The sequence below is a fragment of the Vibrio sp. LaRot3 genome, from assembly GCF_027587025.1.
In the GTDB taxonomy this organism is placed as follows: domain Bacteria; phylum Pseudomonadota; class Gammaproteobacteria; order Enterobacterales; family Vibrionaceae; genus Vibrio.
This window is the reverse complement of record NZ_JAPPTI010000001.1, coordinates 754,137-778,761: the sequence shown is the minus strand read 5'-3', so window position 1 is coordinate 778,761 and position 24,625 is coordinate 754,137. Positions and strand designations below refer to the sequence as shown.

The window sequence follows — 24,625 nt, the reverse complement described above, 5'->3', positions numbered from 1 at the left end:
TAAGAGGTCGATTTAGAAGCCGCGCTGTTTCCAAAATCGGCCTTCGTCTCGAGCGACGACTTGGAAGGTCTTTTCTGCAATGACTTTTCCATCCAGTTCAATAGACATACGCCAAGGGCCGTAGTTGGATTCTAAGCCATCAATGGGACAGAGTAATTGTATGGTATCACCTAGGTAAAAATCCCAATCATTGCTTCCAACGTGCAGTTCACCATCAAAAGGGGCAAGCAATTGTCCTTTTTTGCCAATCACTCCTGGGTGATCAATCACAAACTGGATCACCTTCCCTTTCGCTCGTTTGATGTTGACAATAAAGCCAAACTCTACGTTTTCATCCGCACTGACCGTTGTCGTAAATTGTTGAATTTTGGGTAGCGCTTTAGCGCGAGAATCCCACTTGTCATAGATGCCATACGAGGTCATCTCTACAATTGGCGTTCGTTTTGCCATGTTTGCCACCTTGCCTTCATATTATTAATGGTTGCGGGCTCTACGCCATGAATACTGCCAAATTCGCCGCTGCATACCCGTACTTGAAACGTCACATTCAGCTGTTTGGCTAACCGAAAATAAGGCATGATTTCCCAACGACGTACAAACGTATTCGATACCACCACATCCTCGCCCTGTTGTAAGGCCAACTGAGTTTGCTCGAAACACCAAGCATGGGCTTGCTTAAGTTTTAGCGGGTCAAACTGATATTCACCTTGCTCTGTCACAAAGAACATATCCGCTTCAAAGTGATGTGCATCTATGCGCTTTGCCGCTGTACTTTTCCCTGAACCCGGAATACCGCGAATAAGCGTTAATGTTGGTTTCTTTTTCACTACAGGCTTTAATCCTCGGTATCTTCAAGCGGTTAGTATACTGAAATTTGTTATCGACATCTCATAATGATTATTGTAAGTTTAGATGTATAGACGTCTAGAAATACGCTTTAGGGAGAAAGCTGTGCCAATTAAGATCCCCGATCAACTACCTGCATCAGACGTGTTGCGCACCGAAAACATCTTCGTGATGTCTGAGACTCGCGCATCCACTCAAGGGATTCGTCCGCTTAAGGTACTGATCCTCAATCTTATGCCGAAGAAAATTGAGACGGAAACTCAATTTCTACGTTTGCTGTCCAATAGTCCGCTGCAAGTGGATATTGAGTTGTTACGCATCGATAACCGACCAAGTAAAAACACGCCAACGGAGCATTTAGACAACTTTTACCGCCAATTTGAGATGGTAAAAGAGCGCAACTTCGATGGTATGATCATCACGGGTGCGCCACTTGGTTTAGTGCAATTTGAAGATGTTATCTATTGGGAGCATCTACAAAACATCATGAATTGGGCCAAAGACCACGTGACCTCAACACTTTACGTTTGTTGGGCCGCGCAAGCGGGTTTAAAGCTGTTGTACGACTTACCCAAGCGTACTCGCAAAGAGAAGCTTTCAGGGGTTTATAAACATCAAACCCATGACCCGTTCAATCCAATCCTTCGTGGTTTTGACGATGAATTTTTAGCTCCGCACTCGCGTTACGCCGATTTTTCATCAGAGTATCTCGCAGAACATACTGACCTAGATATTCTCGCAACATCGGATGTTGCCGGCGTGTACCTTGCAGCGACAAAAGATAAGCGAAATGTATTTGTTACTGGTCACCCTGAATACGACGCCCATACGCTTCACAATGAGTACGTTCGTGACTTAGGCGAAGGCATGGAGCCGATTATTCCAGTCAACTATTATCCGAATAACAACCCCGACAACGCCCCTCGTGCGAGCTGGCGGAGCCACGGCCACTTATTGTTCGCTAACTGGTTGAACTACTGCGTTTATCAACAAACACCATTCGACTTGGAACACTTCAGCGAAGATAACTTCACTAAAGATGATTAGTCACTCTCAGGGCTATGTCGAATAGCCCTTTCTTACATTTGATGCTGTCGCTTTGATCGCATCAGTTCAATAACTCACTCCCGTCGCACATATCGTAAACCCTATACTTGAGATAAATTTTCCGTGGAGACTTTCATGCTCAAGTTAAGCGTCATTGCATTGACCACACTCTCTTTAACTGCCTGCGTAAGCGTAACCGAAACGACCAAAACCGAAATTCAATCAGAGCCACAAGAGCGCGCTGAAGCTCGTCTTGCATTAGGTATGGGGTATCTTGAGCAAGGCAATATGATCAAAGCACGAGAAAATCTTCAAATCGCACTCAATCACGACCCGACTTTTTACCGCGCCCAACTCTCTATGGCGCATTACTACGAGAAAGTAGGTGAAGACGAGGCTGCCGAAGGTTTGTACAAACGCGCACTTTCTCACCACCCACGCAACGGGAATGTTCTCAACAACTACGGTACTTATTTGTGCAAAAAAGGGGAATATGAGCAAGCGGATGCGTTCTTTAATCGTGCAATCTCTCAGCCATACTACTACCTCATTTCTGGCAGCTACGAAAATGCCGCCTTTTGTGCATTAAAAGCAGGCAACCGAGAGCAATCTATCGAGTATTTCAAACGCGCGTTAGACCATCAACCGATGCGCTATCGTTCGACGCTTAACTTGGCCAAGCTGGAAATTGAAGAAGGTGATTTAATCAACGCTCGGATTCGCTTGATGCAGTTCACCCAGAGCTATGGCCTCAAAAAAGATGCGCTACGTTTAATGGTTGAGCTGGAAGATAAGGCTGGTAACCAAGGTATGAAGCAAAAATACCAAGATCAGCTAGACAACCTAAGCTAGCTGAAACAATAGTTCGATACACAGGCCGCCTTGCGGCTTGTTGTACGCGTACACGTGACCGTCCATCAGTTTCATTGACTCTTTAACAATCGCAAGCCCTAGCCCGTAACCACCAGACTGTTTATCGCGCGCAGTGTCTAAACGAGCAAATGGCATAAAGATCTCTTTAAGCTTGTCTTCATCAATACCTTTACCGTTATCTTCCACCGCAATCACCAAATAGGTTTGGTCGCGATACGATCGCTGCATGGTTTTAACGTCAATGCGGGCATCACTCCCGGCATATTTAATGGAATTGGTAATCAAGTTTTGTACGCAGCGCGCCACTAACCTTTGGTCAGCCAAGGCATGGGGAAGAAATTCATTCAAATTGGACAGCAACGTCTGGTTTGGCTTAAGTGCAGGACGGCTCTGTGCGATAACGCCATCAATACACTCTTGCAAATTGAGCTCTGCCATCTCGACTTCATAACGGGCGTTTTCTAAACGGCTGTACGTGAGGATCTCATCAATCAAGCTGTCCATCACTTCCACTTCTCGCTCTGCGCGTTCAACCAAATGAATGTCACTTGGTTCAACTTTATACTTAAGCAAATGAAGCGCTAAGTTTTGTCTAGCCAAAGGCGTTCTTAACTCATGAGAGACATCCCGGATAAGCTGCTTTTGCTTATTCGCAAGGGAATGAATTTGCTGACTCATGTTATCGAAGTCTTGTGCTAGCTCATTAAATTCACGGGTATTGGATTGCAGCTCTGATACCACGTTAACGTCAAAGTCACCCATTGCAACTCGGTGGCTGGCTTCACGTAAACGATCGAGTGGCTTCTGCAACTGGCGAGCAATGATCAACGAAAACAGTCCCATGATGGCAAAAGCAATCACGAACTTGCTTACCATCAGATAATTCAGAAATAGGTGTGCTGGATGTAACTCACTAGGTAACTGAATAACCAGCAAGTTTTCACCAATCAAAGGTTGGCCGATCAGAGGCTTGTTGACCCTATCATTCATTAAGTCATCGAGCTTACGCAAAAAACGCAGCTTAAACTCAAAATGAGGATGCATTTTACGGTGGGTCAGTGGTTGTTTGTCGCTATCAAGTACAAACAGATAGAAAGGCTGTGCTCGCTCCCAATCGGCAAGCTCATCCATATCCCCCGCTTCTATCAACACATTAGCTTGATGAGCCAAATCTCGCATTTCTGCTTTAACGCTATCAGGCAACATTAAGGTGGTGCGAACTAGCGCTTTTTCAGTGATGCCTTGAAGCAATAAAATCGATAAAACCACCAGCGACATGTAGCTGAATAAGTTGAATGCTAAGCCATCTTTGCGTTTTTCAATAAACGAGGGACAACGAAATAGCACAGGTTAGTCTCGTACCGTTTCGATAAAGCTGTAGCCTTTTCCACGCACGGTTTTGATATGTTGCTTGGACATGCCCGCCTCAACCAATTTTTTACGTAGGTTACTAATGTGCATATCGAGGTTACGGTCAAAAGGACTCAGTTCTTTCTTAAGCACTTCTATCTGTAATTCAGCTTTAGAGACCACAACCCCTTCATTGCGCATCAAGTAGCCAAGAAGATCCGATTCTGTACCAGTAAAAGGCAGATTATTAATGGCATCGCAAAATTCCGTCTGATTCTGTGCAAGACCATTTTGACGCTGCTTTTCCAGCCCTACACGGCGGAAAATGGCTTTTATTCGAGTAATCAGTTCAGGCACTTTAAACGGTTTTGCCATGTATTGGTCAGCGCCCGCTTGATAGCCATCTAGCATGGACGACTCATCGTTAAGTGCGGTCAACATTAAGATTGGAGTAGCAAAGCGCTGACAAATGCGACGCGCCACTTGCAAGCCACTCAGTTTTGGTAACATCACATCCAGTAAAACAAGGTCGACTGCGTTTTTTTCTAGAAACTGTAATGCCGTTTCACCGCAGTAAACACTCGATACCTGATAACCTTCTAAACTCAACACTTCACAGATAAGTTGGTTCAGTTCTACATCGTCATCAACAACTAAAATACGAGACATGGTTCACACAATCTAAATGAGAAAGGTTGTGATTCTAATCCGGAGATACTTTGGTGACAACAAAATAATGAGTGCAAATGGCATAAAAATACCCAACTAAATAGCTGGGTATTATATAGAGAATGACTTACATCATACTGTGTGATTATGGCACTTAGCCAACGCATACCAAGGTGACAAATCAATACAGCTAGAAGCCTTTGCTCAGTTAGACATTCAGTCCCGTCGCTTGGCCAACACGTTCAATTGATTCACGCAAATTGTCGCGAATTGTGTGTAACGTTTCGAGTTCTTCATCACTAAAAGGATGTTGCAATATCATCTCTGCGCCATTTTTACCCACGACTGTTGGTAAGCTGATTACCACATCTTTGATGCCGTACTCACCCTGCATTAGTGTCGCAACAGGCAGCACCGATCGTTCGTTGATTTTAATCGCTTGAATAATACGAAATACGCTCGCGGCAATACCGTGAGTAGTATTCTGCTTACGTTTAAAGATCTCATAACCCGCTTGCTTGACCGATTCTAGCAACTCATCTGCGTCTATGCGGGCAATATGGTGAGTATCGCAGTAATAATCTGCGGGTTGACCGGCGATAGAAATCAGGCTTTTAGGTGTAAAACAATGGCTACCATGTTCACCTAGCACATAGCCAAACACGTTTTTCGGATCAAGGTTGACTCGATTAGCAACAATCGACATAAGACGAGCCGTATCAATCACACAACCACTACTGATCACTTTGCTTGCTGGGAACTGGGTATTCTTAACAATGCAATGCGTCACAATATCACAAGGATTAGTCACTACGATTAGTGTCGCTTTCGGCGCAACACGCTCAATATTCTGCGCTATCTCGACACCAATTTTGCTATTGATTTCCGCCAAATCCATTCGGGTTTGGCCTTGTTTGATTTGCGCGCCCGCCGTGATAACCACAATATCGGATTCAATCAGGCTCAAATAATCATCGGTTGGGATAATATTGGTATTTTTTGAAAACGTCAGAGCGGCGGTATGACGAAAGTCATAAACTTCCCCCTCTGCTCTCTCGCGGTTTTGATCCAGTAGGACTAGCTCACTGACGCTACCTAACGTGAGCAGATAATTACATATACCTACGCCAACAGCACCTGCACCAATTACGCCTATTTTCATGTTTCGATCCTTGTTAACACAACTCTTTAAATTGTACTAACATTACGCCTTTAAACTCCAATATAATGTTGAATATTACGATTAATGCGAATCAAGTGACTAAAAATACCGCAATTTTAAGCATGTAGTTGGTCACTACTGTCACATTTCGATTGCTATTATCTACACTATCGCTACTACTTTGGAGCAAACATGCCAATCACCCTCATCGGTCACCGAGGCATCGCGGGGCATTACCCGGAAAATACCCTGATCAGTATTCAAGCCGCTATTGAACTTGGCTTAGAATGGGTTGAGTTTGATGTACAACCCACCAAAGATGGCCACCTTGTGGTTTGCCATGACCATACGATAGATCGTTGCAGTAATGGTTTTGGCCGCGTCGACAGCTATACCTTAGAACAACTACAACAATTCGATTTTGGTGGATGGTTTGCACCTAGATTCAATTTAGAACCGCTGCTGACTCTCGACCAACTCCTTACATACGCGCTACCTTTAGCGATCAAACTCAATATTGAAGTTAAACTCAATACTCAACAATTCAACACTGTGGCCAATCAGTTAAAACATCTATTAGAAAAACACCGTTTTCCAGCAGAGCGCATCGTCATCTCTAGCTTTAGCCACGAAATGTTAAGAGCCATCCACCAATGCGAGAGCGATTATCCAATCGCGGTTCTTAGCGATAAATTAACCGACGCAGACAAACAGTTGCTCAAGGACGTGGATGCCGTAGGATGCAACTTAGACATTTGTCATCTAAATGAAGACGAGATTAAGCAACTACAAAAATGTGGCTACAAAGTGTGGAGCTATACCGTCAATCAGCCTGAGCAAATAAAACATTTGCCTAGTCTCGATGGCATTTTTAGTGACTTCCCACAACGCTTCTTAACCGCTGACTAAGACCTGTCAATGATTTCAAATACCACTGTATGACACCATAAGTACTGTATATACAGTGGTTCACTCCTTCAGCAAATCATTCATTCGCAATTCCTCCCCCCCTCTCTATCAAAAACAATTAATCATTAAAATTCAACGCTTTAACCATAAACCTCAGTATGGAATGCAAATTTCTTGATGAATTAATGCACAAAAGGCTTGATCTCACCTCAAAATGAAACTACTGTATACACATACAGCATGTATATAAGGACAGTTAATTATGATTCAGGCACATACTCAATCTTTCTCAAAATACAATGTACTTGCACGACCAACGTCACCAATGAATATTGATAACGATATCCTGAATCGCTTAGCTGGCCTTTCGCTACAAAGTCAGTGGATCTTCTTCACCGCTCAATGCCCTCGCCCTGATTTCGCACAGTTTTCGGCATCAAACGTTAGCTGCAAAAAAATCATTCAGCTTAAAGATTCTAATATTCAATCTGAATTGGAAATTGTTATGAAAGCGATTAAATCGGGCAACGCGAGTGCCATTGTCGCATCGAATGCGATTGACCCATTAAACCAACGCCTGCTGACCGATTTAGCACACCAACATAACTGCGAGGTGTTTTTTGTTGAGGGCAGAGTAAACCAGTACCATTAACAAGCTCAGCAATACGTCTTTTAGCCTCTCTTACGAGAGGCTTTTCTTTTGCCGTTCATCCAATTTGAAAAAATAAAGCAAACGTTTGCTTTTTATCTGGAACACTCTTCTACTTCTGGTATCATGCGACTCAAATCTGTTATCACTTTCATGTAAACGATAGGAATATCTCATGAGTCTCGCTGATCAAGTCCTCGCCGTTAATGACGACCTACCTATTCGCACCGACAAACCTGTACACAGTGGCAAAGTTCGTTCTGTTTACTGGTTAACTGAGCAAGATAGCCAACGCCTAATTAAAGAGAAAGGTTATGATGTTGCACCGGATGCACCACTTGCAATCATGGTTATCAGCGATCGCATCTCTGCGTTTGACTGTATTTGGCACGGACAAGGTGGCCTAAAAGGCGTTCCTGGTAAAGGCGCAGCACTGAATGCTATCTCTAACCATTGGTTTAAGCTGTTTAAAGACAATAGGCTTGCCGATAGCCACATTCTTGATATCCCTCACCCATTGGTTTGGATCGTACAAAAAGCCAAACCTATCATGATTGAAGCTATTTGCCGTAAATACATCACAGGTTCAATGTGGCGAGCATACAGCAAAGGTGAGAGAGAGTTCTGTGGTATTGAACTACCAGAAGGTCTTGAGAAAGACAAAGCTCTGCCAGATCTGTTGATGACCCCATCCACCAAAGGCATTTTAAAAGGTATTCCCGGCGTACCCGAAGCTGACGATGTCAACATTACGCGTAAGAACATTGAAGATAACTTTGCCGCCTTCAACTTCTCTCAACAACAAGACATCACCAAGTACGAAAAACTTCTACGTGAAGGCTTCGGTGTGATCAGCGATGCACTTGCCGAAGTAGAACAAATTTTCGTTGATACCAAATTCGAATTTGGTTACGTAAACGATGCAGCAGGCAATGAAAAGCTGATTTACATGGATGAAGTTGGCACGCCGGATTCTTCACGTATTTGGGACGAAAAAGAATACCAAAACGGCAACATTGTCGAGAATTCGAAAGAAGGTTTCCGCCAGTTCTTGCTGAATCACTTCCCTGATGCGGATATCTTGTTGAATAAAGATCGCATGCCTGAACGTGAAGCACTCGCGCGTGATAATGAATTACCGCTAGAAGCATTGATGGATATATCTAAAACCTATACAGGCATCGCAGAGAAGATCACAGGGCAACCTATTCAGTTGAGTGACAATCCTAAGCAAGAGATTGTTGATATTCTGGCGAAAGAATACGGTCTGATCGATTAAGTTTGATTAACTGGCTCAAAGTAAAAAGCCTTCAACTCATGTTGAAGGCTTTTTTTATATCCACCGGCGAACCCGCTGCTTGTAATCCAAATATTCCGCACCAAACAGCATTTCTAGCGCTCTTTCTTCTGGCTCGATTTGAAACTTATTCATATAAAAAATGAACACTAATGGCATCACAAAACAGACGATGTTTTGTTGCCAATAAGCCAAACCAAACAACACCATGACTAATCCCAAATACATTGGGTTACGAGTGTAAGAAAAGATTCCTGAGTCGACCACACTTGATGCCTGTTCAACCTTAACTGGATTTACCGTTGTTTTCGCTTTGCGAAATTCAAACACCCCAGCTAGCCCGATCACCGTAGCGATGACAACCACCAACGCAAAGATGACCATTGGAAGGGGTAAACTCACTTCAAAGCCCATTAGCATATGATCAAGTTTCACCATAGCCAGCGCCAAAATTAAAAACAGCGCAACGGGTGGAATCTTTCGTTCCAAAAAAGTCATCGAGTTCGCCTCTTCCTTACATTCATCTCTTAAGTATAACGATCAACCGCCGCCTTGATGTAAAAGTCTGTAGACTCAGCTACATGATTTCCAATAACGCCTGTAATGGATGCTTGGTTTTAACGTGCTCAAAGCGTTTTACTTGGCTTCGACAAGAATAACCTGTCACTAAGCAGCGCTCAGCGGGTAGCTCTTCTAATCGCGGTTTCCAACTTAAATTGAATATGTCTTTCGACATTTGCAGCTTATCAACTTCGTGGCCAAATGTGCCAGCCATACCACAACACCCTACCGGAACCGTCGTCAACTGAGCCCCAAAGTGAGAGAAGATAGCTCCCCACTCTTTCTCAGCATTAGGCATTTTGGTTTTCTCGGTGCAGTGCGCCAATAAATACCATGGTTCATTAGCGTCTTCATGAGCTTGATTAAATTGCGCCAGTCTTGGCATTAACCATTCATGTACGGTCAGCACTTCGAAGTCACCACGCTTGTTACCGAGCACTTCTGCATACTCATCGCGGTAACACAGTACTAATGCGGGGTCGACACCGACCATTGGAATATTAAGATCCGCGACTTGCTGTAAGAACATCGCAGTACTGTGAGCGCTCTTCGAGAACTTATGCAAGAAGCCTTTAATATGCTGCGCTTTTCCGTTTGGCTTAAACGGTAGCAATATCGGCGTTTTACCCAACTTTTCGATCAGCTTAACAAAGTCTTCCACCACATCTGCATCGTAGTAACTGGTGAATGGGTCTTGCACCACCAGCACGTGGTTGGCTTTATCCTCACTCGACAGCGCCGCAAGCTCTTGCAGGTCAAACTGTTTAAGTTTGTTAACGCGTTTTTTCAGTGTCGGTACCGACATCAAAGGTGCGTCGATATAACCGACCGAGGCCGCAGTTAGATCTTGTACCCATTTTTGCTTGAGTACCGCATTGACAACCGTTGGCGCTTTCGCCATCAGCGGTAGCATGGTCTCAATGTTTGCCACCAAATAATCTTTTGCTGGGCGCTGATAGCGGGTGTAGTAAATATTTAGGAATCGCGAGCGGAAGCTCGGTACATCGACCTTAATTGGGCACTGACTCGCACACGCCTTACAAGCTAAACAGCCATTCATCGCTTCGTATACTTCATGCGAAAAATCGTACTCTTTGTTTTTATTGAAAGAGTTACGCACGCGGTCAAGCATACTTTTGATGGAGTTGGTGTTTTCTAACGCTTGTTTTTCTAAATCAAGAATATCAATACCTTGATCGGTCAACTGCCTTAACCATTCACGTACTAATCCCGCTCGACCTTTTGGTGAATGGCGTCGGTCAGCCAACACTTTCATCGAAGGACACATCGGTGATGCGGTATCGTAGTTAAAGCACAAACCGTTGCCGTTACATTCCATTGCTTGTTTAAAGCTGTCACGTACCTTCACATCGATCTGACGGTCATAGAATCCTCGTTTAGCATCGGTTACTTTAACCAATTGCTCATGGCTTTCTAGCGGCGTACAGATCTTACCCGGGTTCATTTTATTTTGTGGGTCAAACGCTGACTTCACTCGGCGCAGCTCTGTGAACAGCTCTTCGCCGAAGAACTCGGGGCCATACTCACTGCGGAAACCTTTACCGTGTTCGCCCCACATCAAGCCGCCATATTTCGCCACCAAACGCACAACATCATCAGAGATTTCGTGCATCAATTTTTCTTGTTGCGGGTCACACAAGTCTAAAGCTGGGCGAACGTGCAATACACCGGCATCGACGTGACCAAACATGCCGTAGTTCAACTGCTTTTCATCCAGTAGCGCTCTGAACTCAACAATAAAATCTGCGAGGTTTTCTGGCGGCACACAAGTATCTTCAGCAAAAGCCACTGGCTTAGCGCGACCTTTTGCTGCGCCTAATAGACCCACCGCTTTCTTACGCATGCCGTAAATTTTGCCAATGCTGGCAACGTCGTTACAGATCTGGTAGCCAATAATGCCTGCTTGCTCTGTGGCCAGCATTTCATCCAACTGCTTAGTTAGGCTCTCTACTTGCTCGCTGACTTGCACTTCATCTTGACCAGCAAATTCGACCATATTAATGCCAAGCATTTCCTTGCCCGGAACATCAGTGAGCAACTCACTCACGGTATGCCAGACAATGTCTTCTTTGGCGAGGTTTAAGACTTTGGAGTCGATCGTTTCAACCGAAAGCGCGTCGGCTTGTACCATAAATGGCGCGTTACGCAGTGCAGAATCAAAGCTGTTGTATTTTACATTCACCAATACGCGCGATTTAGGGATCTTAGTCAGATTGAGTTTTGCTTCGGTAATAAAAGCAAGCGAGCCTTCTGCACCACACAGTACGCGGGTCAAATCAAACTGGTCGGTTTGCGTATCTAGGGCATTTTTAAGGTCATAACCGGTTAAAAAACGGTTGAGAGGAGGAAACTTCGCTTCAATTTGGGCACGCTTGTCTCGGCACACTTGTTCGGTCACGGTCAGCGCATTGTGTGCATATTGACCGTATTCTGGAACACCCTTTGATAGATCGGATTCAAGTATCGAACCATCGGCGAACACTGCTTGGAGAGACAAAACGTGATCAGAGGTTTTGCCATATTTAAGTGAACCCTGCCCCGATGCGTCCGTGTTGATCATTCCACCCAATGTGGCGCGGTTACTGGTCGAAAGCTCAGGGGAAAAGAAGTAGCCATAAGGGCGAACAGCATCATTGAGCTGATCTTTTATCACACCGGTTTGAACTCGAACCCAGCCTTCTTTCTCGTTTATCTCAAGCACTTTGTTCATGTGACGAGATAAATCTACCACTACCCCTTGGGTCAGAGATTGGCCGTTTGTGCCCGTACCACCACCACGAGGAGAGAACTTCACTCTTTCATAGGCTGGTTTGACACTGAGCTTACCAATTAAGGCGACGTCTTCAGTGGTTTTCGGGTGAACAACCGCTTGCGGCAATAACTGATACACACTGTTATCTGTCGCCACCGCCAAACGGCTTGAATATTGGGTTTCAACATCGCCACTAAAGCCTGCCGATTGCAACTCTTCAAGAAAGTTAACAACGACCGGATCGACATCTGGCTTTGAATGAAGTCTTGGTAACATTTGCTTCCTGCCCCTACTACGCTGATCCATTCAGCATTGGGTTATTTTAATAATCTTTGAGTTTCGTCACTTTACAACATTTAAAAGGGTGATCAAAACAGAAATGCAATGCCACAATAGAATTTATATTCAATCTCGTACCAACTCTGATGTGCCACAACTCTTTTATCTTGGTTATCATCAGTGAACAATTTCAGGGAATTTCAGTTTGTCCTAGCCAAATCACTGAAATTCGCGCATTCTTTGTACTGAAAATATTGGATAGACAATAGATTTATTCCCAAACTTGGCTTTTTGAGCGAACTACCAATGAAAAAAAATAAAATCGTAACTACTGAAGACATTCTTCTAAAACTTTGCCAGTCGGTATCAGGTGTCCTCACATCAGCGACTGACTCTCAAGTTACTTACTCTGCCATGGTGCAAAAGATCAACAAAACCAGCTTAAAGCCAGATTTTGGTTGTTTCGTGTTGTTTGATGGTGGCTTCTCTGGTCTTGTTGTTATCAACTTCACCGCAAAAGCCGCGTTAGAGCTTTACACTAACTACATGCGTAACATGGGCATGCCGGCAGAAGAGCTAGCTGTTGTTCATACCTCTGATGAAGTGGGTGACGTTCTAGGTGAGCTAATGAACCAACTAGTGGGTGATTTCACTAACAAGATTCGCAAAGAGCTACACACGCACATCACGCAAAACCAACCTAAGATGCTATCGCTAAACAAACAGGTCATCCTGTCTGTTGATACCAATCTAGACCGCCCACAGGCGCGCCGTGTGACCTTCTCTACCGAAAATGGCAACATCTTCTACCTTGAGCTAGCAATGGACAAAACTGAGTTCATTCAGCTTGAAGAATTTGAAGTCACAGAAGATGAAAATCCAGATGACATCCTAGAACAAGCGCAACAAAAAATGCGCGAGAAAGAGCAACCTAAAGAACAAGGTGGCAGTGCAGCTGACGACCTGTTAGACGAATTAGGTATCTAAACACCTCTTTTGACGATAAAACAATGCTCTCCTAGATGGAGAGCATTTTTGTTTGGCCTTCAGTACTTGGGTTAAAGTTGCGAGCGAGCATTAGAAAGAGGTAAAATAGCCGACTTTGCTAATTTCATGAGTTTTGCTGTCATCGATGGATAAACAAAAAGCCCTCAAAAAAATCGCCAAATGTTTAGAACTTGGCAATTCAGCTAACGTCAATGAAGCAGCGAATGCGATCAAAATGGCGCATCGCTTAATGCTCAAATATGGCTTGGACAAAGATGACATCGAGTTCATCAAGATGGGCAAGACACAATCTACCCACCTGCTTCCAGCAAATACTAGCTCTACCTTGCTACGCATTATTCGCGGTATTAACACCAAATTTGGCGTAGAAGCTGTACTGCTTAACCATAAAGGTTTAAAGCGTGTTGAATTTATTGGCGAAGCAGACCGAGCTATTTTTGCCGCTTTCGCCTTTGATATTGTCTACCGTGAGCTTAATGAGCAAACCGGTAAGTTCCGCAACAGCTTTGCGGGTTCTGGCACATCGAGTACAGAAGTGACTCGCCGAGTGAACTCGTTTGTCTCTGGTTGGGTTGAAGGCGCACTAGAAAAACTGCCAATCATTTCACCGGATGAAGAATCCGCAAACAAAATCGAAGATTACATCGATAAAGAGTTCAAAAATATCGACCGTGAGACCTTCAAACAGCAGCTGCGTGAAGCGATGAAAAACCTCACTGACGATTACGAAGTGGGTCTAAAGAAAGGTCGAACCGTATCCGTAAGTCGCCCTATCGATGGTGCTCAAGCGCCTAAAATGCTGCGTTAAGGCGCGGCTTTCTGACGTTTGTGTTCATCATAAGTTAATCTTGTGTCAAATATAATTAAGATAAATTGACATAAGGAATGACATAAGGTTAATTAAACCCTATTCCACCTAATTTGATATCACATGGAGAAAATATCCGTGAAAAAAATGACTATTGCCCTAGCGATGGCTATCGCGTTAACTGGCTGTCAGGCGACGCAACGTCAAAACGCGACAACTGGTGAAACTGAAACTAACTCAGCAACCAAAGGCGCTATCATTGGTGCAATTGCGGGCGCGACTATCGGCCTAGCAACAGGTGATAACTCAAAAGAACGTGGTAAACACGCTCTGATTGGCGCAGCAAGTGGTGCGGCAGTTGGTGGTGGCGTAGGTTACTACTTCGACCAACAAGAAGCGGCGCTACGTAAAGAGCTAGTAAACTCTGGCGTACAAGTAGAACGTGTTGGTGAAAACCAGCTGCTGCTTCGTCTTGAAAACGGCATTGGTTTTGAATCTGCTAGCTACCAGCTTGACCCAAGCATCCACCGTACATTGCGTGGTGTAGCGCGTATCCTAGTTGAATACCCAGATACAAGCCTAGTGATCGAAGGTCATACTGACAGCACGGGTGCAGACACAATGAACCAAACGCTATCTGAGCAACGTGCTGAATCTGTACGTGGCTACCTAGTACAGCAAGGTGTTGCGGCAGGCCGTGCAATTTCTCGCGGCTACGGTGAGCGTTACCCATTATGCTCAAACGACACTCAAGTTGGTCGCGCGTGTAACCGCCGAGTTGAAATTAAGATCTTACCTCTGAAATAATAGGTAACCTATCTTACAAGCCGTTAGCTGTAATGAGTTAACGGCTTTTTTATTTTGGAGTCTCTTGATGTTAAAAGCCGCAATGTTAATGCTTGCGTTGATCTCTGCCAATTCATGGGCAATGAGCCAAGCGGAATTTGATCAACTTTTGCAACAAGCTGAGCTAAATAACCCTCGTGCTCAGTACCAAGTGGCTAAAGCATACCAACTCGGTGATGGTGTTGCCGCTTCAACTAATGAAGCGCTTTACTGGTTAGAACAAGCCGCAAATCATCGTTATAAACCAGCCCAAAGCGAACTGGTTGATTACTATCAACAACCTGATACTCAAAATATGAGTAAAGCAATGTACTGGCTAACAAAACTTGCCATTAACGGCGATGACCAAGCGCAGTTCGAATTAGGCCAACTCTACGAAAACCAAGGTAAACAACTCTCTGCTACTTCTCAGGCTAAAATTTGGTACCAACTGGCAGCAGAACATAATGCTCAAGCGGAAGAAGCCTATTCGCGAGTGTTAGAGGCAGAGTTTAACGCTCAGAGGGCAAAACAAGTCGCTGCCATCAACGAACTTGACCAACAGCTCAATGGTGCAACAACACAAACAGGCGCTAAAGCAAATCGTAATTCCGCTCCCCTATTGACACCTCTAAGTTACGCACTATTGGCTTTGATTGCGATTTTGGTTGCTGCGGTAGGTTGGCTATGGCGCTCAAGTAAAACTTCCATTCAACAACTGTCTAGCGATGCCAATGTACACTCATCGAAAAGTGAGCAACTCAAACAGCAAATCAAGCAACAAGAGTCGACATTAAAGCAGCAAAAGCGTCAGATGGAAGCCATGTACAACCAGCTGAAAAAACAACAACTTGAGCTTAAGAATAGCCATCAAACACCAGTTGCTAAGCCCGCCACTGCCAGTAGTTTAAGCCTAGCCTGCGCACTATTTGGTTTTGATAGTCATAAGCTGCCTGATGAAAAGCAAATTAAAGTTCGCTACAAGCAGTTATGTAAAATTTATCACCCTGACTTAAAAGGCAGTGATGAAGAAATGAAGAGACTGAATGGTGCTTTAAAATTAATACTAAAAAACGTTAACAAATAGTTACAGAAAAGCAAGTCTCGCTCGCAATTCGTTCGAAATATAGGCATAACAAGGGGTGCGCAATCGATCACCCTCCCAGTTACTGCAACAAATAGTTAACGTCAAATAACTAAATGTGCCATAATCAGTGTTGAAAATAACGCCTGGTGATAACGGTGGGAGCAAAACATGTACACTACAGAAGGCTTTTGCGATTGGTGTAAAAAACCAAGCCTATTAAAAAAGCACGATTATCTTGACGGTAAATGTCATTACGCTTGTCGTGAGTGTGATGATATGGCGACACTGGATGTGCGCCAATTCAATATTGCGGAAGCAAAGCTAATCGAACGTCAAGCGCAGTCAATGCGATAAAGCACCAAGGATGACCCTAAAGCCACCATTGAACGGTGGCTTTTTTGTATCCATCATCGCTTAGTCATCTACTACTCTTTCGGTGCGTCTGGTTGTTTTTCGGGAGCGGCGTGCTGAAATGCCTCTTTGGTCATTAAGCGCAAATAAAGTCGCTCAATGGTCGGGAACTCCGTGATATCGAGATTAAAACGCAGCGCGTTATACACTTGTGGCACTAAACAGACATCCACCAGTGATACGTCTCCACCGACACAATAGTTACCCGCAACCTTATGTAACTTTTCGTCGAGAGCCGTAAAGCCAACCCGCATCCAATGCTGAAGCCATTGTAAATTCTGCTTATCACTAAATCCCTGATTGGTTAAATACTGCTGAACACGTAAGTTATTTAACGGGTGAATATCGACCACGATATCTTGCGCTAAAGATTGCACTAAATAGCGCTCTTGCCCATGTAAAGGGATCAATTGTGGCTCAGGGTATTGTTCATCCAAATACTCTAATATGGTTAAGGACTGGCTAATAACAGTGCCTCCGTCGACCAATACCGGAACCAACCCACTGCTGTTGATATCACGAAACAACGCCTGATGTTGTTGTCCACCATCTTTGAGCAAGTTGATTGGCAAGGTTTCAAATGCTATCTGCTTTAAATTCAAAGCAATCCGAACTCGATAAGTGGCGGACGAGCGCCAATAACTATATAGCCTCATTGTTGCCTCACTACAGTTTGTTCAATCGCGCCAAAAATGGTGCAACCTTTGTCGTTTAACATTTCGATTCGAACATCATCACCAAAGGCCATAAAGGGCGTACTCGGCTCACCATTTTGGATGGTTTCCAACATTCTCAGCTCAGCAATGCAAGAGTAGCCAACGCCACCCGCCTCGACCGACGAACCAGACGCTAAACCTTGCTTATTGGAAACTGTCCCTGAGCCAATAATTGTCCCAGCGGTAAGTGGTCTTGTTTTAGCCGCATGTGCAATAAGCTCTGCAAAGTTAAACGTCATATCTTCCCCAGCATTCGGATAACCAAAAGGCTGGTGGTTATAGAACGAACGCAGCGGTAAGTGAACTTTATGATCCTGCCACGCTTCGCCCAACTCATCAGGGGTCACCGCCACCGGTGAAAATGCAGAAGACGGTTTAGATTGATAAAAGCCGAATCCTTTCGCTAGCTCAGCAGGGATCAAACCACGTAGCGATACGTCATTCACTAGCATCAGCAAGCGAATGGATTCCCCGGCTTGTTTAACGCTGCTGCCCATCGCTACGTCATCGCAAATCACAGCTATTTCCGCTTCAAAATCAACCCCCCAGCTTTCATCTGCTACACAAATGTCATCATTGGCACCAATAAAGGCATCCGACCCACCTTGATAGATCAGTGGATCTTGCCAAAAGCTTTCTGGCATTTCTGCGCCGCGTACTTTGCGCACTAGCTCCACATGATTCACATACGCCGAGCCATCTGCCCAATGGTACGCACGTGGTAATGGTGCTTCACACTGCTCGGTAATAAATGGCATCGCTTCCAACGAATGGTGTTCTAGAGCTTGAGAAATTCGATACAGTTCTGGCTCTACCTCAGCCCAGTTGTCGAGCGCTTGCTGCAAAGTCATCGCTATTTGAGGGACGGCAACACATTCCGTCAACGAGTGATTCACCACCACTAACATGCCATCTCTAGTATGGTTTTTTAACGTTGCCAGTTTCATATCCGCTCCTTGTTATCAATCTTTGCTTTGCCAACTATTCACATAGTCATGATTTTCAACTTGCTTTGCGTGCTCTGAACTTTCTAAAGCATGGCGCGTGTCTATCATTACCGCCACTTCATCAGTGCGTTTTTTCTGTTCCGCTTGGCCTGCGGCGAAAGCTTTAGGATGAGGGCCATGAGTAAAACCGGCAGGATGAAAAGTCACCATGCCTGCCGAGATATTGTCTCGACTAAAGAAATCCCCTTCGTGATAAAACAGAACTTCATCGTAGTCGTCGTTGTTGTGGTAAAACGGCACTTTCAATGCGCCGGGATCTGTTTCCATCGGCCTTGGAACAAAAGTACATACCACAAATCCCTGAGCAACAAAGGTCGTGTGCGCGGATGGGGGGAGATGATAGCGATGAGACATTAACGGGCGTATATCACGCCAATTAAGCTTAACCACCGATAAGTCACCATGCCAGCCCACGGCATCTAAGGGGTTAAACGGATAGGTAATCACACTCTGCTTACCATGGCGCTTTACTTTCACCTGCGTGGTGGTTTCGCTGTATTGCGCTTGAAACTGTTTATCGATTTTCGGCACTTCTAAAACCGCAGGGTCAAAAATAGCATGACGACCAACAAGCCCTTTGTCCGGCAAGTCGTATTCACCGCCGGTATTTTCAATCATCAGGATAAACATGGGCTCATGAGGGGCAAGACGCCAATTGGTCGAGCGAGGGATCACCACATAATCGCCCTCCATCACACTAAAATGGCCGTAGTCACAAAAGAACTCCGCGCTGCCTTGGTGGACAAACAACAAGTCATCACCATCCGCGTTTCTAACCAAATGATCCATTGCATGGCTGATTTGCCAAACTCGAAGTTTGCACTCTTGGTTGGAGAGCAAGGTCGGCACATCCCAAGGTGAAGGCTGATAAGCCTGCTCAACTTGGTTAAAATCATAGGCTCTTGGTCTAAGTTCTCCTTGCCAATTTGACCAAGAGGTTGGAGGGTGTTGATGATGAAAATGAGCCGCCGATCCATAGAAGCCCTGCCGCCCAGCTTCCCGCTCATACATTGCCTGTTTCGGGAAATCAGCATGAGCTTGTTTTGAACACACACCTTCTCGATGTGGATAAGCCATGTTTTTACGCATCCTTGAGTACCCCACGACGAATCTGGTCTTCTTCTATCGATTCAAATAGCGCTTTGAAGTTACCCTCACCAAAACCTTGGTTGCCTTTACGCTGAATAATTTCAAAAAATACCGGACCAATGACGGTTTGCGTAAAAATTTGCAGTAAAATGCCATCTTTCATCGGTGCGCCATCTATTAAGATTCGCAGAGATTTCAAGAGTTGCAAATCTTCGCCATGACCTGGGACGCGTTGTTCGATTTTTTCATAGTAGGTATCAGGGGTAGGCATAAACTCTACCCCACGTTCACTAAGCTGCTTAACCGTTTGATAAATATCATCGGTACTCATTGCAATATGCTGAATACCTTCGCCGTTGTATTCTCGAATAAACTCCGCAATCTGGGACTTATCATCGCTTGACTCATTGATTGGAATACGAATTTTCCCACAAGGCGCGGTCATAGCTCGGCTAACGAGCCCTGTTAACTTACCTTCAATATCAAAATAGCGAATCTCTTTAAAATTGCCGATGCGCTCATAGAAACTTGCCCACACATCCATTCGGCCTTGATTCACGTTGTGGGTGAGGTGATCAATCACCATTAAACCGGTTTGTGCCTCGGCAATGCGCTCATCGTGGTCAGGGTAAAAATTAAAATCCACTTGATAAATATTCTGTTCACCAAAGCGGTCAACAAAATAGATCAAGCTATCTCCAATGCCATAAATAGCTGGGATTGAAAGCTCCATAGGCCCTATTTGAGTCACATAAGCTTGTGCGCCCTGCGAGAGCGCGTGCGCCATTGCCTCACCGGAATCTTGCACTCTAAAGGCCATACCACACACAGACGGGCCATGCTCTTTTGCAAACGCTTCCGCTTGGCTATGGGGCTGAGCGTTAACGATGAAATTAATATCCCCTTGTTGATAGAGCCATGCCTGTTTTGAACGATGCTTCGCCACTTCAGCAAAGCCTAACGATGTGAACAATGATTTAAGTTGGGTGATACCTTCTAGATTTGCGGCGGTATATTCAACAAATTCAAACCCATTTGTCCCTAACGGATTGGTCAACTTTTCCATGCTCTATCCCTCTATTAGCCCTTATACAAACTTGTACCGTGAGGGGGAATTTTGGTAGTTACTGATGCGTTTTTCTGGCCGTTTAAAAGCGAAAGCAGCGTGTAAAATATAAAAACCAACAATATAACGCGTTGTTTTATAGATAATTTAATAATAAAAAGTGTAAGAAATGTCGTACAGTGCAATTAACCACTTGGTTAATTACACAGATTTTGAACTAACTTGAAAGAATCTGACTTATTTTTTTAGATCTTATGGTTTGATGTTCTGTATTGAAATACAATACTGCATTCCAATAACGTAATATCCGTTAAAGACAATGCCAAAAAGAAGCAAAGAAGATACCCAAGCGACAATCAACTTGATCTTGGATACGGCGACAAAACAACTACTTGAAAGTGGCTATGAAGCCATGTCTTACACTACGCTAAGTAAAGAGACGGGAATATCCCGCACTGGTATAAGCCATCACTTCTCGAAAAAGACTGATTTTCTTGAGGCTCTGCAGGCTCGACTGATCAAGCAATTTGCCGAACAGTTGGATTTTAAAAACAGTTTGACCGATTTTAACCACAGCTGGATAAATGGATTAGAAAAGAAGCGCTTTCGTGCCATCTTAACCCTTATCCTGTCTCAGATTGGTAAAGGTGAGCGAGAGCAGCAGTTTTCTCGCGGTTTCCTCAGTCAGATTACCCAAACCTCAATCACCATCTTTGGTGATGATGCACAAAAAACCTTAGATACCTTAGTCGGTATGAGTTTTATCGCATTAATCTAACCTGCAAATTTCTCGGCATGTGATTCCCATAACCTAATGCACACCAATCGCATGTCGAGATTATCCCCCAGCTCCTCCGACAAGATTCCAGATTTACACAAACAAAAATTGATTTAACGCAGTGTATTTGCCTAAACGAAAGCGGTAAGGTAACCGCCTCTGCTACCCTTTCGAGGCATTAAAATGACATCTATTAATCGTGATCGTTTGATCGAACACTTCTGTCAACTCATCAAAATCGACAGTGAATCTCTTTACGAAAAAGAGATCGCAGATACGCTTTCTGAACAACTTGGCCTAATGGGCTTCACTGTGCACAAACTTCCAGTGCCAGAGCATATCTCTAATGGCTACAACGTTTATGCTCGCCTAGAAGGTAAGATTGAAGACAGTGTTGTACTTAGCTGCCACATGGATACAGTAACTCCAGGTAAAGGCATTGAGCCAATCATCGAAGATGGCATCATTCGCTCTAAAGGCAACACCATTCTTGGCGGTGATGACAAATCAGGTATCGCAGCAATCATGGAAGCAGTGCGCTGCATTCAGGCTGAAAACCTAAACCATAAAACCATCGAACTGGCTTTCACCGTACATGAAGAAGGCGGCCTACACGGCTCAGAAAACTTCGACATGAGCTACATCACTTCTGATAAAGCTGTCGTACTCGATACTGGTGGCCCTATTGGCACCATCGTGAACTCTGCACCGGGTCAACAGAAGATTGTTGCAACAATCAAAGGCCGCCCTGCACACGCAGGCTTAGCGCCAGAAGAAGGCATCAGTGCTATTCAAGTTGCGGCTGACGCGATTACCCAAATGAAGCTTCTACGTATTGATGAAGAAACCACAGCGAACATCGGTATTGTGCAAGGCGGTAACGCAACTAACATCGTGATGCCTGAGCTTAAAATTGTAGCAGAAGCGCGCTCGCTAAACTGCGACAAGTTAACCGCACAAGTGGATCATATGATCAACACGTTCCAAACTGTGGCGGAAAAACATGGCGCAGAAGTAGAAATCGAATCAACTCGTGCATACGATGCGTTCGTTATTCCAGAAGATCATCCACATATTGAACAAGTGAAAGCATCATTCAGTGCGATTGGCGCAGAACCGTTCACTAAATCTACTGGTGGTGGCAGCGACGCAAACAACTTCTACAAGAAAGGCCTAACAACCGTTAACGTTTCTACGGGTATGTCTAAAGTGCACACCACAGAAGAATTCATCGCTGTTGAAGACATGGTTCAAATTACTGAGTTTGTAAAACATTACCTAACTCACTAATAGCGATTGGTTCCAAGAGACTAAAAGCCCCGAATACTAGGTTTTATCACCTATTCGGGGCTTTTTATTGCCTAGCGTATTGACCTTACCCCAAGGGGAAGCTTTACATTTAACGCTTGGAATCATTAAAGGTGGCACAATGCGCGCTCATTCATTGCGTACAATTTGCTTAATTTTGCTTAGCTCGCTGACATTTATTTTGTCTAGCGTGGCGTCTAGTGCGCCTTTAATGCCAATCCAAATGATGCAGATGAACACAGCGTCAAGTGCCAGTTGCCACTCCATGACGCATAATGGCGCTGACACCAGTACACCTGCCAATAGTGACAATGTCACACCAATTCAATCAACAATGCATCATTCCTCACCGGGCAATTCTCAGCAGTTTGCCGACATAGATTGTGAGACTAACACCAACCTTGACCATAACTGCTGCGATACCACTTGTATCACGGTTGTCGCGGCCTTGCTCCATCCCCCTGTATTGCCAGCGCAACACAGCTCAATGGTCGAGCTAACCCCAGAACAAGCGCGCTCAACAGTGCGTGTTTCGCGCTCTCTCTACCGCCCTCCAACACTTTAACTCTCCATTCAATTTCAACGGTTAACGGCACTGAAGCTGTTAGCAAGATTTTGTACGCGATTAATTACGTTTGATTCTTTCCCGCCTCAGGTTGAAACCCAACGCATTGGTTTTTAACCCGAAGCATTTAAGAACAACCACGCCATTAATTGCTAAATAATGGATGAGTTATCCAATGAAACATCACTTATTAGTGTTGGGTATGTACTGCGCCCTTGGTGTCTCGACGCCGGTTTTAGCCTCTTCAGTTGAGAGCCTCGCAGACACAAAAATAAGCCACTCACTTTCGCTAGAGCAAATCATTCAAATCGCCCTTGAACAAGATGGCACAAAAGCTCAGCTTACCGCGCAAACCGAAGCCACGTTAGAAGCAGGGTTAGCTAAAGCGACCTTGATGGACCCGACCATCAAACTTGGTGTTGGTGGCTTGCCAACCGACAGTTTTCGACTGGATCAAGACCCAATGACCAACCTCTCCGTTGGCTTAATGCAAAAGTTTGACCGTGGCAACACCACAGAACTGCAAAGCAAAATGGCCGGTTCTCAAGCCAATATCTCGTCAAGCCAGATTGCGTTTCGTGAACGTGAAATTATTACTCAGGTAACCCAACTTTGGTTAGAGCTTGGTTATGCACGTACCGCTGAAAAGTTACTTCATAAGCAGCATAAATGGCTTTCACAATTGGTCGACAACATGCAAGCCAATTACTCACTCGGGCTGAATGAATCACAAGACATTATTGCTAGCCAACTGAAAGTTAGCCAACTAGAGCAAAAAATCATTGCCAGTCAACAGCAGCAACAAGCGCTAACCGCTCAACTGTCAGAGTGGTTAGGTTATCAATGGCTCAACCAAAGCGCTGATTTAAACGCGAGTAATCAATTAGCATGGCAAAAGCTCACTGCGAGTTTGAGCCAAGCGAGCAAACCACAGGTATTGCAACAACGATTGCTCAACCACCCAATGGTACTCAACGTTGATGCCTCAATAGAAGTGGCGAAGACTCAAGTGGAAATAGCTGACCAAGCTTACTCACCTCAATTCGGGGTTGAAGTCATGTATGCCCATCGCCAAGCAAACAACATGAAAGGCGAGCCTGCGCCTGATATGGTAAGTGCGTTTATTACCATGGACTTGCCTATTTTCACCGATAACAAACAAGACAGAGCCTACGCCGCAGCTCAGCATCAAGTTGGTGCGGCAAAGTCTATGCGTGACGCCACGTTAGCCCGCCTATCGGCACAGCTTCAAAGCCTCATGTCTCAACGTGAACATACCTTAACCCGCCTTGCTCGCTACAAAACCACACTTGTGCCCCAGTCCAAGGCTCAACAACAAGCGGTAGAGCGCGGTTACCAAAATAATAGCGCCACGTTCAGTGACATTGTCACCTCATCCATCAACCAACTCAGTATCGAGTTAGAGCAACAACGCTTGATTACCGACCTTAACCTTATCAACAACCAACTCTCAGGTTTATTAGGTCTGTTTGATCACAGCTATCCATTAACTCAACAGCGCGAAAACCAATAGCAAGGAAC

25 protein-coding genes are annotated in these 24,625 nt (G+C 44.6%); 14 read left to right on the top strand and 11 right to left on the bottom strand.

Features of this window, described 5'->3' with window-relative positions:
- Nucleotides 1–12 precede the first annotated feature (12 nt).
- Nucleotides 13–450, bottom strand: coding sequence for a DUF3859 domain-containing protein (locus tag OH461_RS03635; protein ID WP_270019262.1), 438 nt, complete (start codon nucleotides 448–450; stop codon nucleotides 13–15).
- Nucleotides 426–827, bottom strand: coding sequence for an ATP-binding protein (locus OH461_RS03630; RefSeq protein ID WP_270019261.1), 402 nt, complete (start codon nucleotides 825–827; stop codon nucleotides 426–428). Before OH461_RS03630 ends, OH461_RS03635 begins: the two co-directional genes overlap by 25 nt.
- A 124-nt stretch (nucleotides 828–951) precedes the next feature.
- On the opposite strand from OH461_RS03630, the gene metA reads away from it, so the two are divergent.
- Together metA and pilW are read left to right on the top strand one after the other, a co-directional pair.
- Entirely contained in the window at nucleotides 952–1,893 is a 942-nt protein-coding gene (metA, locus tag OH461_RS03625) for a homoserine O-acetyltransferase MetA (RefSeq protein WP_270019260.1), read from the top strand.
- A gap of 135 nt (nucleotides 1,894–2,028) precedes the next feature.
- On the top strand, nucleotides 2,029–2,745 hold the full coding sequence (gene pilW, locus OH461_RS03620; protein WP_270019259.1) for a type IV pilus biogenesis/stability protein PilW: 717 nt from the start codon (nucleotides 2,029–2,031) through the stop codon (nucleotides 2,743–2,745).
- On the opposite strand, the gene OH461_RS03615 is transcribed toward pilW, so the two are convergent.
- The 3 genes from OH461_RS03615 to OH461_RS03605 form a co-directional block, all read right to left on the bottom strand.
- The gene (locus tag OH461_RS03615) at nucleotides 2,737–4,113 is read right to left on the bottom strand and encodes a sensor histidine kinase (RefSeq protein WP_443088434.1); all 1,377 of its coding nucleotides are present in this window, start codon (nucleotides 4,111–4,113) and stop codon (nucleotides 2,737–2,739) included. The genes pilW and OH461_RS03615 overlap by 9 nt on opposite strands.
- Nucleotides 4,114–4,116: 3 nt before the next feature.
- Nucleotides 4,117–4,785, bottom strand: coding sequence for a response regulator transcription factor (locus OH461_RS03610; RefSeq protein ID WP_270019258.1), 669 nt, complete (start codon nucleotides 4,783–4,785; stop codon nucleotides 4,117–4,119).
- A 208-nt stretch (nucleotides 4,786–4,993) separates the two neighbouring features.
- A complete protein-coding gene (locus OH461_RS03605) occupies nucleotides 4,994–5,947 on the bottom strand; it encodes a lactate/malate family dehydrogenase (RefSeq protein WP_270019257.1) in 954 nt (317 codons plus the stop codon).
- A 192-nt stretch (nucleotides 5,948–6,139) separates the two neighbouring features.
- Between OH461_RS03605 and OH461_RS03600 the strand changes: the two genes are divergently transcribed.
- The 3 genes from OH461_RS03600 (at nucleotide 6,140) to OH461_RS03590 (ending at nucleotide 8,784) form a co-directional block, all read left to right on the top strand.
- Nucleotides 6,140–6,856, top strand: coding sequence for a glycerophosphodiester phosphodiesterase family protein (locus OH461_RS03600; protein WP_270019256.1), 717 nt, complete (start codon nucleotides 6,140–6,142; stop codon nucleotides 6,854–6,856).
- 262 nt (nucleotides 6,857–7,118) lie between these two features.
- A complete protein-coding gene (locus OH461_RS03595; protein ID WP_270019255.1) occupies nucleotides 7,119–7,508 on the top strand; it encodes a SulA-like leucine-rich domain-containing protein in 390 nt (129 codons plus the stop codon).
- Nucleotides 7,509–7,680: 172 nt separating this feature from the next.
- Nucleotides 7,681–8,784, top strand: coding sequence for a phosphoribosylaminoimidazolesuccinocarboxamide synthase (locus OH461_RS03590; RefSeq protein WP_270019254.1), 1,104 nt, complete (start codon nucleotides 7,681–7,683; stop codon nucleotides 8,782–8,784).
- A 54-nt stretch (nucleotides 8,785–8,838) separates the two neighbouring features.
- On the opposite strand, the gene OH461_RS03585 is transcribed toward OH461_RS03590, so the two are convergent.
- Together OH461_RS03585 and ydiJ are read right to left on the bottom strand one after the other, a co-directional pair.
- Nucleotides 8,839–9,300, bottom strand: a complete 462-nt coding sequence (locus tag OH461_RS03585; RefSeq protein WP_270019253.1) for a methyltransferase family protein — start codon at nucleotides 9,298–9,300, stop codon at nucleotides 8,839–8,841.
- A 79-nt stretch (nucleotides 9,301–9,379) separates the two neighbouring features.
- Nucleotides 9,380–12,412, bottom strand: a complete 3,033-nt coding sequence (gene ydiJ, locus OH461_RS03580) for a D-2-hydroxyglutarate dehydrogenase YdiJ (RefSeq protein ID WP_270019252.1) — start codon at nucleotides 12,410–12,412, stop codon at nucleotides 9,380–9,382.
- A gap of 309 nt (nucleotides 12,413–12,721) precedes the next feature.
- Between ydiJ and OH461_RS03575 the strand changes: the two genes are divergently transcribed.
- From OH461_RS03575 to OH461_RS03555, 5 genes are all read left to right on the top strand, one after another.
- Nucleotides 12,722–13,402, top strand: coding sequence for a DUF3334 family protein (locus OH461_RS03575; RefSeq protein ID WP_270019251.1), 681 nt, complete (start codon nucleotides 12,722–12,724; stop codon nucleotides 13,400–13,402).
- A 145-nt stretch (nucleotides 13,403–13,547) separates the two neighbouring features.
- Nucleotides 13,548–14,231 carry a DUF2786 domain-containing protein gene (locus OH461_RS03570; RefSeq protein ID WP_260258552.1) on the top strand — a complete coding sequence of 228 codons (684 nt, stop codon included), beginning with the start codon at nucleotides 13,548–13,550 and terminating at the stop codon, nucleotides 14,229–14,231.
- Nucleotides 14,232–14,378: 147 nt separating this feature from the next.
- Nucleotides 14,379–15,038 (top strand): OmpA family protein, encoded by a 660-nt coding sequence (locus tag OH461_RS03565; RefSeq protein WP_443088442.1) that lies wholly within the window; start codon nucleotides 14,379–14,381, stop codon nucleotides 15,036–15,038.
- Between the two features lie 67 nt (nucleotides 15,039–15,105).
- Complete coding sequence (locus tag OH461_RS03560) at nucleotides 15,106–16,143, top strand: J domain-containing protein (protein ID WP_270019249.1); 1,038 nt, start codon at nucleotides 15,106–15,108, stop codon at nucleotides 16,141–16,143.
- A gap of 168 nt (nucleotides 16,144–16,311) precedes the next feature.
- Complete coding sequence (locus OH461_RS03555) at nucleotides 16,312–16,497, top strand: hypothetical protein (protein WP_270019248.1); 186 nt, start codon at nucleotides 16,312–16,314, stop codon at nucleotides 16,495–16,497.
- Nucleotides 16,498–16,568: 71 nt separating this feature from the next.
- Here the strand turns inward: OH461_RS03555 and maiA are convergent, their stop codons facing one another.
- The 4 genes from maiA to hppD are packed head-to-tail and all read right to left on the bottom strand — an operon-like array spanning nucleotide 16,569 to nucleotide 20,432.
- A complete protein-coding gene (maiA, locus tag OH461_RS03550; protein ID WP_270019247.1) occupies nucleotides 16,569–17,210 on the bottom strand; it encodes a maleylacetoacetate isomerase in 642 nt (213 codons plus the stop codon).
- Nucleotides 17,207–18,217: a fumarylacetoacetate hydrolase family protein gene (locus OH461_RS03545; protein ID WP_270019246.1), complete on the bottom strand. Its 1,011-nt coding sequence runs from the start codon at nucleotides 18,215–18,217 to the stop codon at nucleotides 17,207–17,209. Before OH461_RS03545 ends, maiA begins: the two co-directional genes overlap by 4 nt.
- Nucleotides 18,218–18,232: 15 nt before the next feature.
- Nucleotides 18,233–19,366, bottom strand: coding sequence for a homogentisate 1,2-dioxygenase (locus tag OH461_RS03540; RefSeq protein ID WP_270019245.1), 1,134 nt, complete (start codon nucleotides 19,364–19,366; stop codon nucleotides 18,233–18,235).
- Entirely contained in the window at nucleotides 19,359–20,432 is a 1,074-nt protein-coding gene (gene hppD / locus OH461_RS03535) for a 4-hydroxyphenylpyruvate dioxygenase (RefSeq protein ID WP_270019244.1), read from the bottom strand. The genes OH461_RS03540 and hppD overlap by 8 nt, the downstream gene beginning before the upstream one ends.
- 319 nt (nucleotides 20,433–20,751) lie before the next feature.
- Between hppD and OH461_RS03530 the strand changes: the two genes are divergently transcribed.
- The 4 genes from OH461_RS03530 to OH461_RS03515 all read left to right on the top strand — a co-directional run bounded on the left by OH461_RS03530 (nucleotide 20,752) and on the right by OH461_RS03515 (nucleotide 24,617).
- The gene (locus OH461_RS03530) at nucleotides 20,752–21,210 is read left to right on the top strand and encodes a TetR/AcrR family transcriptional regulator (RefSeq protein WP_270019243.1); all 459 of its coding nucleotides are present in this window, start codon (nucleotides 20,752–20,754) and stop codon (nucleotides 21,208–21,210) included.
- Nucleotides 21,211–21,393: 183 nt separating this feature from the next.
- The gene (locus tag OH461_RS03525) at nucleotides 21,394–22,500 is read left to right on the top strand and encodes a M20/M25/M40 family metallo-hydrolase (protein WP_270019242.1); all 1,107 of its coding nucleotides are present in this window, start codon (nucleotides 21,394–21,396) and stop codon (nucleotides 22,498–22,500) included.
- Nucleotides 22,501–22,639: 139 nt separating this feature from the next.
- On the top strand, nucleotides 22,640–23,083 hold the full coding sequence (locus tag OH461_RS03520; protein ID WP_270019241.1) for a hypothetical protein: 444 nt from the start codon (nucleotides 22,640–22,642) through the stop codon (nucleotides 23,081–23,083).
- A 175-nt stretch (nucleotides 23,084–23,258) separates the two neighbouring features.
- Complete coding sequence (locus OH461_RS03515; RefSeq protein WP_270019240.1) at nucleotides 23,259–24,617, top strand: TolC family protein; 1,359 nt, start codon at nucleotides 23,259–23,261, stop codon at nucleotides 24,615–24,617.
- The last annotated feature ends 8 nt before the right edge of the window (nucleotides 24,618–24,625 follow it).